The organism is Streptomyces sp. URMC 124, from assembly GCF_051386455.1.
Taxonomy (GTDB): Bacteria; Actinomycetota; Actinomycetes; order Streptomycetales; family Streptomycetaceae; genus Streptomyces.
This window is the reverse complement of sequence record NZ_JBPQTS010000227.1, coordinates 1-8,211: the sequence shown is the minus strand read 5'-3', so window position 1 is coordinate 8,211 and position 8,211 is coordinate 1. Positions and strand designations below refer to the sequence as shown.

General features: G+C 77.1%; 4 protein-coding genes. 1 reads left to right on the top strand and 3 read right to left on the bottom strand.

Annotated elements, in window-relative coordinates; genetic code table 11:
* Nucleotides 1-251: 251 nt before the first annotated feature.
* Complete coding sequence (locus ACSNOG_RS30625; RefSeq protein WP_436755966.1) at nucleotides 252-1,556, top strand: serine/threonine-protein kinase; 1,305 nt, start codon at nucleotides 252-254, stop codon at nucleotides 1,554-1,556.
* Nucleotides 1,557-1,633: 77 nt separating this feature from the next.
* Here the strand turns inward: ACSNOG_RS30625 and ACSNOG_RS30620 are convergent, their stop codons facing one another.
* The 3 genes from ACSNOG_RS30620 to cobT all read right to left on the bottom strand — a co-directional run bounded on the left by ACSNOG_RS30620 (nucleotide 1,634) and on the right by cobT (nucleotide 7,744).
* Complete coding sequence (locus tag ACSNOG_RS30620; protein ID WP_436755964.1) at nucleotides 1,634-2,452, bottom strand: TrmH family RNA methyltransferase; 819 nt, start codon at nucleotides 2,450-2,452, stop codon at nucleotides 1,634-1,636.
* 58 nt (nucleotides 2,453-2,510) lie between these two features.
* Nucleotides 2,511-3,812, bottom strand: a complete 1,302-nt coding sequence (gene cobA, locus ACSNOG_RS30615) for a uroporphyrinogen-III C-methyltransferase (protein WP_436755963.1) — start codon at nucleotides 3,810-3,812, stop codon at nucleotides 2,511-2,513.
* A 143-nt stretch (nucleotides 3,813-3,955) separates the two neighbouring features.
* On the bottom strand, nucleotides 3,956-7,744 hold the full coding sequence (cobT, locus tag ACSNOG_RS30610; protein ID WP_436755965.1) for a nicotinate-nucleotide--dimethylbenzimidazole phosphoribosyltransferase: 3,789 nt from the start codon (nucleotides 7,742-7,744) through the stop codon (nucleotides 3,956-3,958).
* Nucleotides 7,745-8,211: the final 467 nt, after the last annotated feature.

The following is an 8,211-nucleotide window of genomic DNA, read 5'->3' as shown; positions in this document are numbered from 1 at the left end:
CAGCAGCCCCTCCCGCCTCTGCAGGAACGAGGGGCTCCGGACCGGGCGCGGCCCCAACCCGCCCTCGCCCACGGCCCCTTGGCGCCGGTCCCCCGCGCCGGGGGTGCGCGACCGCCGCCCGGGGCCCGCGGCCCGCCGCCCGCGCCGGGTGCGGGCAATCCACTCGCCGACGCATGCGCGGCCTATCAGCGCGCCCGCCCGTCAATCCGTAAGCTGTGCCACGTCAGACGGACCGGGCAGCGGGGATGAAGATGGCGATGATGCGGCTCCGGCGCGAGGACCCGCGTGTCGTCGGCTCGTTCCGGCTTCACCGCCGGCTCGGCGCGGGCGGCATGGGCGTGGTGTACCTCGGCTCCGACCGGCGCGGGCAGCGCGTGGCGCTGAAGGTGATCCGGCCGGACCTCGCCGAGGACCAGGAGTTCCGCTCGCGCTTCGCGCGCGAGGTGCAGGCGGCGCGGCGCATCCGCGGCGGCTGTACGGCGCGGCTGGTGGCCGCCGACCTGGACGCGGACCGCCCGTGGTTCGCGACGCAGTACGTCCCGGGCCCCTCGCTGCACGACAAGGTGAACGAGGAAGGGCCGCTGTCGGCGGCTCAGACCGCCTCCATCGGGGCGGCGTTGGCCGAAGGCCTGCTCGCGGTGCACGACGCGGGCGTGGTCCACCGGGACCTCAAGCCCTCGAACATCCTGCTGTCCCCCAAGGGCCCGCGCATCATCGACTTCGGCATCGCGTGGGCGACCGGCGCGAGCACCCTGACCCACGTGGGCACCGCGGTCGGCTCGCCCGGCTTCCTCGCTCCCGAGCAGGTCCGGGGCGCCGCGGTGACCCCCGCCACGGACGTCTTCGCCCTCGGCGCGACCCTCGCGTACGCCTCGACTGCGGACTCGCCCTTCGGCCAGGGCAGTTCGGAGGTCATGCTCTACCGCGTCGTCCACGAAGAACCGCAGCTCATGGCCGTACCGGACGCCCTGGCGCCGCTCATCCACGCGTGCCTGGCCAAGGACCCCGAGGAGCGGCCGAGCACGCTGCAGCTGTCGCTGCGGCTCAAGGAGATCGCCGCCCGCGAGGCGCAGGGCCTCTCCGAGGGACGCAGCCCCCTGGCACGGCGCGATCCCGAACGGCCCTCGGGCCGCCGGGCCGCGGACTACGCGGAACAGCGCACCGAACGGCCCACGATCAAGGCTCCCGCGCCGCGTCCGCACGCCCCGCAGGGGCGGCCCGAGCCCGGTCGGCGGCCGGCTGCGCGCCCGGGCCGGGCGAACGGTGCCGCCGGGGGCGGGCAGTCCGGCAGGGGCGCGGCAAACCGGCGCGGCGGGCAATCCGCTGCCCGTACGAACTCCGGGGCCCGGCGGCCGGCGCCGGACCCGCGGCTGCTGCGGCAGCGGCTGACCGTCTTCGTCGTGGTGACGCTGCTGGTGGCGCTGGGCATCGCCGTGGCGCAGGGCTGCCAGGGGCCGGAGCGGAACACGGACGGGCTGCCGCAGGCGCCGGTCGTCTCCCGCCAGGAACGGCAGGTTCCCGACGCGGGTGCGGACGGGGTGCCGGAAGGGCGCTGAACCGCCCGGAACGGAGTGAACCGCCCGGAACGGCGCCGGGCCGCACCCGGAACCGCTCCGAGCGGCTCTGAGCGCCCTCAGTCCTGCGGGCGCCCCGCCGTCACCGCGTAGAACGACACGGCCGCCGCCGCGCCCACGTTCAGGGAGTCGATCCCGTGGGCCATGGGGATGCGCACCCACTCGTCCGCCGCCATCAACGCGCGCGTGGACAGGCCTTCGCCCTCCGCGCCGAGCATGAGGGCGACCCGCTCCAGCCGGTGCGGGGCCGCCGCGTCGATGGACGTGGCCTTCTCGTCCGGAGTGAGGGCCAGGATCCGGAAGCCCGCCTCCCGCACGGTCTCCAGGTCGCGCGGCCAGGTCTCCAGACGCGCGTAGGGCACGGAGAAGACGGCGCCCATGGACACCTTCACCGAGCGCCGGTAGAGCGGGTCCGCGCAGTCCGGGGAGAGCAGGACCGCGTCCATGCCGAGGGCCGCCGCGCTGCGGAAGATCGCCCCGATGTTCGTGTGGTCGTTGACCGCCTCCATCACGGCCACGCGGCGCGTGCTCCGCAGCAGGTCCGCGGCCGACGGCAGCGGCTTGCGCTGCATGGAGGCGAGCGCACCGCGGTGCACGTGATAGCCCGTCACCCGCTCGGCGAGGTCGGGGCTCACGGCGTAGACGGGCGCCGGGGCCTCGTCGATGACGTCGCGCATGACGTCGACCCACTTGGCGGACAGCAGCATCGAGCGCATCGCGTACCCGGCGTGGCGGGCCCGCCGGATGACCTTCTCGCCCTCGGCGATGAAGAGCCCCTCGGCGGGTTCCCGGCGGCGGCGCAGCTCGACGTCGGTCAGGCCCGTGTAGTCGTGCAGACGCGGGTCGTCGGGGTCGTCGATGGTGATGATGTCGGCCATGGCTTCGGTACTCGGTCCCTCGGTACTGGGTCTGTGTCGCGGGGTGGTGCGGTGGGCTTCAGCGGCCGGATGCGGAGTCCGTGCCGATCGTCACGACGTCGCCGATGACGATGACCGCCGGAGGCCGTATGCCTTCCGCCACGACGCGCTCGCCCACGGTGGCGAGCGTCGCGTCCACGCGGCGCTGCGCGGCGGTGGTGCCCTCCTGGACGACCGCGACCGGCGTGCCGGCGGGGCGGCCGTGACGGACGAGGACCTCCGCGATGGCCCCGATGTTCTCGACGGACATCAGCAGGACGAGGGTGCCGCGGAGCCTGGCGACCGCTTCCCAGTCGACCAGCGAACGCGGGTCGTCGGGGGCGACGTGGCCGCTGACCACCGTGAACTCGTGCGCGACGCCGCGGTGGGTGACGGGGATCCCGGCGGCGCCGGGGACGCTGATGGTGCTGGAGATGCCGGGGACGACGGTGCACGGGATGCCGTGCTCCGCGAGGGCCTGGGCCTCCTCCATGCCGCGGCCGAAGACGAAGGGGTCGCCGCCCTTGAGGCGCACGACCGACTTGCCCGCCCGGGCGTGCTCGATCAGGGCGTTGTTGATGGCTTCCTGCGCCATGAACCGGCCGTACGGGATCTTCGCGGCGTCGATGACCTCGACGTGCGGGGGGAGCTCGTCCAGGAGGTCGCGGGGGCCGAGGCGGTCGGCGATGACGACGTCGGCCTGGGCGAGGAGGCGGCGGCCGCGCACGGTGATGAGGTCGGGGTCGCCGGGGCCGCCGCCGACGAGGGCGACGCGGCCCGGTCCGGTGGCGGTACCGGTGCCGTCGCCGGTGCCGCTGCTGCCGTCGCCCGCCGCGTGGGTGCGGAAGTGCGGGGCCGTCAGGGAGCCGTCGCGCAGCGCCTCGACGATGGCGTCGCGCAGGGCGGCGGAGCGGCGGGGGTCGCGGCCGGTGAGCACGGCGACGGTGACGCCCTCGCTGCGGCCGGTGGCGGGCGTCCAGGCCGAGGCGGCGTCCGCGTCGTCGCTGCGCACGGCCCACACGCGGCGGGCCTCGGCCTCGGCGGAGGCCGCCTGGTTGGCCTCGGGGTCGTCGGTGGAGATCAGGGCGTACCAGGCGCCGTCGAGGTCGCCGTCGCGGTAGCGGCGCCGCTCCCAGCGCATTTCACCCGCGTCGGCCATCGCTTCGACGGAGGGGGTCGCGGAGGGGGAGACGAGGAGGACGTCCGCGCCGGCGGCGAGCAGGGCGGGCAGCCGGCGCTGGGCGACCTGGCCGCCGCCGAGGACGACGACGCGGCGGCCGGCGAGGCGCAGTCCGACGGGGTAGGCGACGGCTTCGTTGTGCTCGGCGTTGTGCTCGGCCATGGGCGTGCGGGTCTCCTCGTGGGCGGGCGAATGCGCTGGTGGGGACACCCTACGGTGCGGTGAGGGGTGAGGGGCGGGGTGGGACGGGCGCTTGCGTGGCAAAGCCCCACGCGCCCGCGGCGCGTGGGGCTCCTCGCCGGGCGTCAGGCCTTCTCGGTGACGCCCGCCGTGTCGAACGTCGCCACTTCGTGCATGGCGCGGGCCGCGCTCTGCACGATGGGCAGGGCCAGGAGCGCGCCCGTGCCCTCGCCCAGGCGCAGGTCGAGGTCGACCAGGGGGCGCAGGCCGAGCTTGGTCAGCGCCGCGACGTGCCCCGGCTCCGCGCTGCGGTGGCCCGCGATGCAGGCCGCGAGCGCCTCGGGGGCGATGGCGCGCGCCACGAGGGCCGCGGCCCCGGCGCTCACGCCGTCGAGGATCACCGGCGTGCGCAGGGACGCGCCGCCGAGGATCAGGCCGACGAGCGCCGCGTGCTCCAGGCCGCCGATCGCGGCGAGGACGCCGATGGGGTCCTTCGGATCGGGCCGGTGCAGTTCGAGGGCGCGCCGGACCACGTCGACCTTGCGGGCGTGCATCTCGTCGTTGATGCCGGTGCCGCGGCCGGTGATCTCGGCCGGGTCGGCCTCGGTGTAGACGGAGATGAGGGCGGCCGACACGGTGGTGTTGGCGATGCCCATCTCGCCGGTCAGGAGCGCCTTGTTGCCGGCGGCGACCAGGTCGCGGGCGGTCTCGATGCCCACCTCCAGGGCGTGCATCGCCTCCTCGCGGGTCATGGCCGGGCCGGTGGTGATGTCGCCGGTGCCGGCCCGGACCTTGCGCGGGAGGAGGCCGGGGGTGCTGGGCAGTTCGCCCGCGACGCCGACGTCCACGACGCAGACCTCGGCGCCGACCTGGTTGGCGAACGCGTTGCACACGGCGCCGCCGCCCAGGAAGTTGGCGACCATCTGGGAGGTGACCTCCTGCGGCCACGCCGTGACGCCCTGGGCGTGGACCCCGTGGTCACCGGCGAAGATCGCGACGGCGGCGGGCTCGGGGATCGGCGGCGGGCACTTGCGCGACAGGCCGCACAGCTGCGCGGAGATGATCTCCAGCATGCCGAGCGCGCCGGACGGCTTGGTCATGCGCTTCTGGCGCTCCCACGCCTCGCCGAGCGCCTTGGCGTCCAGCGGGCGGATGCCGCGCAGGGTCTCGGCGAGCAGGTCGTGCGGCTCCTCGCCGGGCAGGGCGCGGCGGCCGTACTCCTCCTCGTGGACGACCCACGACAGCGGGCGGCGCTTGGACCAGCCGGCCTGCATGAGCTCGGGCTCGTCCGGGAACTCGTCGACGTAGCCGACGCAGAGGTACGCCACGACCTCCAGGTGCTCGGGCAGGCCGAGGGCGCGGACCATCTCGCGCTCGTCGAAGAAGCTGACCCAGCCGACGCCGAGGCCCTCGGCGCGGGCGGCGAGCCACAGGTTCTCGACGGCCAGCGCGGAGGAGTACGGGGCCATCTGGGGCTGGGTGTGGCGGCCCAGGGTGTGGCGGCCGCCGCGGGTGGGGTCGGCGGTGACGACGATGTTGACGGGCGTCTCGAGGATCGCCTCGATCTTCATTTCCTTGAACTGCTTGGCCCTGCCCTTCGGCAGCGACTTGGCGTAGGCGTCGCGCTGGCGCTGGGCCAGTTCGTGCATGGCCTGCCGGGTCTCCGCGGAACGGATGACGACGAAGTCCCAGGGCTGGGAGTGCCCGACGCTGGGCGCGGTGTGCGCGGCTTCCAGGACGCGCAGCAGCACCTCGTGCGGGATGGGGTCGGTGCGGAATCCGTTGCGGATGTCGCGCCGCTCGCGCATCACGCGGTGCACGGCCGCGCGCTCGGCGTCGCCGTACCCCACGGCGGCCGGGACCTCGGGCGCCGCCTCGGTCTCGGCTCCTCCGGCGGGGGCGTCTTCCCCGGCCGCCGTGCCGGGCTCGCCCGCGCGGGGCGCCGGGACGACCGCTTCCGGGGCCGCGGGTGCGGTGGGCGGGGTGAGGACCTGGGGGCCTGCGGGGGCGTCCGGCTGCGCGTCGTCCGCGGCGGCCGGTTCGGGCAGGTCGGCTGCGGTCTGCTCCGGCGCCGGGGTCTGCGCTGCGTCCTCGGTCGCGGGTGCCTGCGGATCGGAGATGATGGCCTGCTCGGTCTGCGGTACGCCGGCGGGGGCGTGCGGGTCGGACGGGGCGGACGGTTCGCCGACCGGGGCGGTCGGCTCGGTGGCGGGCGTGCTGGGGACGGTGGCCTGCGGTCCGTCGGCGGCAGCGGCCTCGGCGGCGGGCGCGCCGGGAACGGCGGCCTGCTCGGCCTGCGGCTCGCCGGCGGGGACCAGCGAGGCGGACGGCTCGCCTACGGGCTCGGCGGCGGGCTGCTCCGGCTCCGGCTCGCCGGCGGGGGCGGCCTGCGCAGCGGACTGCTCGTCGGCGGCCTCGGCGGCTGCCGTGCCGAGAACGGTGGCCTGCTCGTCCTGCGGCTCGCCGGCCGGGGCCTGCGAGGGGGGCTGTTCTCCGGCAGGCGCGGCGGAAGGCGTCTCCGGGCCGGCGGTCTGCTCCGGCTGCGGAACGGGGGCGGGGGCCTGCAGGGCGGACGGCTCGCCTACGGGCTCGGCGGCGGGCTGCCCGGGCTCCGGCTCGCCGGCGAGGGCGGCCTGCGCAGCGGACTGCTCGTCGGCGGCCTCGGCGGCTGCCGTGCCGGGAACGGCGGCCTGCTCGGCCTGCGGCTCGCCGGCCGGGGCCTGCGGGGCGGACGGTTCGCCGGCAGGCGCGGCGGAAGGCGTCTCCGGGCCGGCGGTCTGCTCCTGCTGCGGAACGGGGGCGGCGTCGGGCTCGACGAGGCCGGTCCCGTCGACGGCACCGGCGGCGGCCGGTTCCGGCTGCGGAGCAGCAGCGGGAGCCTCGTCCTGCACCGCCTCGGCGGAGACGGGCTGTACGGCCTCCGGCGCGGCCGCGGGGGCGGGCTCGGCCTGCGGCGCGGTCTGTGCGTCCGCCACGGCTTCGGCCGCGGCTTCCGCGACCTGCTCCGCCTGCGGCGCGACGACGGAGGCATCGGCCACGGGTACGGAAGCGGCCGCCTGCTCGGGCTGGACGTCCGCCACCGGCGCGGCCGCGGCCGCGGCGGTGGGCGCGGCCTGCGGAGCAGCGGCGGGTACGTCTGCCCCGGCTACGGGGCCGGCCTGCTGCTCGGGCTGTGCACCCTCGGGCGTCGCGGGAGCCGCGACCTGCTCCGGTGCGGCGTCCACGGCCGCGGCAGCGTCTGCCGACGGGGCGTCAACAGGAGCCGCGGCCTGCTCGACCGGGGCCTGCGGCACACCGGCCGGGGCAGCGGCCTCGGCAGGCGCGGTGGCTTCCGCGACCTGCGCGGCCTGGCCTGCGTCGGCCTCCGCGGGAACCTCAGCGGCGAGCGGCTCGGCAGCCGGGGCCGGCGGGGCCTCGGCCGGGACCTGGTCCGGGTCGGCCTGAACGGCCTGCTCGGGGCCCGGCTCCGGCTGTGCCGGGGCGCTGACGGGCGCGGTGGCTTCCATGGCCTGCCCGGGCTGCCCGGCATCGGCCGCGGGGACCTCGGCGACCGGTACGGGCTGGGGCGCGACAGGAACCTGATCGGCCGGGGCCGCTTCGACGACAGCAGCGTCAGTGGCGAGCGGCTCGGCGGCCTGCCCGGCCGGGGCGACGTCGGCAAGAACGGCCTCGGCCGCGAGGGGCTCGGCGTCGGCAGCGGGCACCTCCGCTGCAAGCGGCTCAGCACCCGGGGCGGGCCGGGACGCCACGACGGCCTGGTCGGCGGGGGCGACATCGACGGCGGCGACGCCGGCCCCGGCAGCGAGCGGCTCGGCAGCCGGCGCGGGCTCGGACACGACAGCGGCCTGGCCGGCGGCAGCGGCGTCAGGAACGCCGGCCTCGGCGGCGAGGGGCTCGGCGCCGGCAGCGGGCACCTCCGCGGCAAGCGGCTCAGGACCCGGCGCAGGCCGGGACGCAGCAGCGGCGTCGGCAACGCCGGCCTCGGCGGCGAGCGGCTCGGCGGCGAGGGCGGGCTCGGCCGCGGGGGTGGCGGGCGCGGGCGCCGGCTGGGCCACGGCGTTCGGCGGTACGTGGACCTGCCCGGTGGCCGCGGCCACCACGGCGTCGATGGCGCTGAGCCCGGTCGAGGGCGTCGCCCCGGAGGGCGCCTGCGGCTCGGCGGCGGGGTGCGGGGCCGGCTGCTCCGGGGCGGCTGACGGCACGTCAACGGCGGGGGCGGCCGGGCCGGAGGCCTGGGGAGGTACGAAGGCCGTGGCGGCCGGCGGCTGCGGCTGGGCGTCCCACGTGCCCGGCTGCTGCGGCACCTCGTCGAGGCGGGGGGCCTGCTGAGTGCCCGTCTCGTCGGTGGTGCCGTCGAGGTATTCGGGGCCCGGCGCGGGGG

Excerpts from the sequence above, each read along its gene's own strand:
- cobA (WP_436755963.1), bottom strand. The coding sequence starts at position 3,812 with ATGGCCGAGCACAACGCCGAGCACAACGAAGCCGTCGCCTACCCCGTC.
- ACSNOG_RS30620 (WP_436755964.1), bottom strand. The coding sequence starts at position 2,452 with ATGGCCGACATCATCACCATCGACGACCCCGACGACCCGCGTCTGCAC.
- ACSNOG_RS30625 (WP_436755966.1), top strand. The coding sequence starts at position 252 with ATGGCGATGATGCGGCTCCGGCGCGAGGACCCGCGTGTCGTCGGCTCG.